The organism is Rhizobium sp. 01T444, from assembly GCF_056398305.1.
On sequence record NZ_JBFTPD010000234.1, the window covers coordinates 1 to 637 of the forward strand.

General features: G+C 69.2%; 1 protein-coding gene and 1 pseudogene. Both read right to left on the minus strand.

Annotated features, from left to right (window positions below):
* The coding region (locus tag AC1DTN_RS38165; RefSeq protein ID WP_477925360.1) for an ATP-binding cassette domain-containing protein at positions 1-397 on the minus strand (397 nt) is incomplete at its 3' end.
* Positions 394-637: pseudogene (locus AC1DTN_RS38170) on the minus strand (ABC transporter permease); the annotation flags it as partial. The gene AC1DTN_RS38165 and the pseudogene AC1DTN_RS38170, both read right to left, overlap by 4 nt.

The following is a 637-nucleotide window of genomic DNA, read 5'->3' on the forward strand; positions in this document are numbered from 1 at the left end:
TGCCGGCTTCGGGTCCGAGATCCAGCAGCGCCAGCAGGCGGTCCTCCTCGCTCGCGAGTTCGGCGCCGCGCACATGGTGCTGGAGCGCGATGTGGATGTTCTGCCGCACCGGCAGCTCCTTGAAGATGCTGGGTGTCTGCATCTTGATGCTTATGCCCCGCTTCACCCGCTGGAAGGGGCGCTGCGTCGTCACGTCATGGCCCCGGAACTCGATGCGCCCCGCCGTGGCCTCATGCGTGCCGACGATGAGCTTGAAGAGCGTGCTCTTGCCGGCGCCGTTGGGGCCGATCAGGCAATGGATCTCGCCCGCGCTCACCGCCAGGTCGACTTCGGAGACGGCCGCATGGCCGCCGAAGCGCTTGGAGAGGCCCGAGGTCCTGAGCAATACAGTCGTCATGCGCCGCCCTCCTGCGCGGCGGCCTTGGGGCGCGGGCGCCACAGCCTGGCCGCCGACTGCACCACGCCCATCGCGAAGCCTTGCGGCGCCAGCATGACGGTGCACAGCAGCAGCGCCCCCATCAGCAGCAGCGCGGCCTGCTGGCTGTAGACGGTGAGCGTCTGGAAGGCCCAGAGGATGACGAAGGAGCCGACCAGCGTCGCCGTGATGTCGCCGCGCCCCGAGAACGCGACCCACACG